General features: G+C 38.9%; 2 protein-coding genes. Both read left to right on the top strand.

Annotation, left to right across the window (positions count from 1 at the left end; translation table 11 throughout):
- Positions 1–214 precede the first annotated feature (214 nt).
- A complete protein-coding gene (ltrA, locus tag GNT69_RS25330) occupies positions 215–1,168 on the top strand; it encodes a group II intron reverse transcriptase/maturase (RefSeq protein WP_239094467.1) in 954 nt (317 codons plus the stop codon).
- Positions 1,143–1,552, top strand: a 410-nt coding sequence (locus tag GNT69_RS25775) for a group II intron maturase-specific domain-containing protein (RefSeq protein WP_275411292.1), incomplete at its 3' end; no start/stop codon positions are given. The genes ltrA and GNT69_RS25775, both read left to right, overlap by 26 nt.

Raw genomic sequence — 1,552 nt, 5'->3', positions numbered from 1 at the left:
ACTTACTGGAAAAGCCGCAAAGGTAAGTGACTCGATACTAAGTTATCGAGAGGAGCCTTAACCCAAAAGGTAGGGACTCAGTGCGAAGCCTGTCTGTCCATGAAAGAAAAACTGAGTTATCTTAGAACATGTCATGTCCATACAGAAACCGAGAGGACAAATCCATAGAATCGGGGTCGAACAGAAGGGTAGACCGTATGGGGCGTAGTACTTTATGGTGCTGCTGATATTGCCGAAGTTCGGCTATTCAATCATCAGACTGAAAGGAAAGAAACGGAACATGAACGGAAAAGAAGACAAACAAGGTTTTCGTGAGGGAGTAAAGATTCTGCAAAAGAAGAAATGGTATAGTCTCATAGATAAAATATGGGCAATGCCTAACATGGAGGAAGCCTTTAAAGAGGTAAAAAGGAATCGTGGAGCCGCAGGGGTAGATGGAGTAACAATTAAGGCTTTTGAATTTGGTGTGGAGGATAATGTACAAATTCTCCAACGTGAATTACAAGAAAAGACATACAAGCCGAGACCAGTAAAACGTGTATACATTCCAAAGGCTGATGGTTCAAAAAGACCTCTAGGAATCCCAACCGTGAGAGACCGAGTAGTACAGGCTTCTGTACGCAGAATAATAGAACCAATCTTTGAAGCTAAATTTCTTGATTGTAGTTTTGGTTTTCGACCGAATCGAAGTGCACATATGGCATTGGAGAAAATCCGAAAGGATTTAATGGATGGTTATGTGTATGTAATTGATGCAGACCTGAAATCATATTTTGATACAATTCCGCATGACAAACTTATGTCTTTAGTTAGAGAAGAAATAGTGGATGGAAGTGTCATTAGATTGCTTGAGAGTTTTCTCCAAGCAGGAATTATGGAAGGTGGCAGTTTCCATTTAAATGAAAAGGGCACTCCACAGGGCGGTGTTATCAGCCCATTACTTGCGAACATATACTTGCATCCGTTGGATGAACTTATGACAGAGAGAGGACATCGCATTACAAGATATGCAGATGATTTTGTTATTTGTTGCAAATCACAAAAAGGTGCTGAAAGAGTACTTAAATCAGTTACTCGATTCCTTGAACAAAAACTTGGATTAATCGTACATCCTGAGAAGACTAAGATTATTAATAATATGAATGAATCATTTGCTTTTCTGGGTTAAACCCTCTGAGAAATCTATAGAGAAGTTTAAAAGTAAAGTCAAGGAAATAACAAAGCGAAATCAAACGGTAAACATTGAGAAACTGATTAAAGAAATACTCAAACCCTATCTAAGAGGATGGGGAAATTACTTTGGACATTGGCACTCCAAGACACTATTGACTAAGTTTGATAAATGGATTAGGAGAAGATTACGGTCTGTTCAATTAAGAAGTTGGAGGAAAATAAGGAAACTACATAGGGAGTTACGCAGAAGGAAATGGAAAGGGGAACTTCCACAGCTTCGGATGTATGCATGGAGAAGTTCAAAGTGTAAACCCGTAAACGTGGCCCTTCCAAATAAATGGTTTTATAAAGAGAAGGGTCTTGTTTCTCTTGTAGATAT

Source organism: Bacillus sp. B15-48 (assembly GCF_016879755.1).
Classification (GTDB): domain Bacteria; phylum Bacillota; class Bacilli; order Bacillales; family Cytobacillaceae; genus Mesobacillus_B.
Note: the sequence above shows the minus strand (reverse complement) of the source record. Positions and strands in the feature narration are given on the sequence as shown.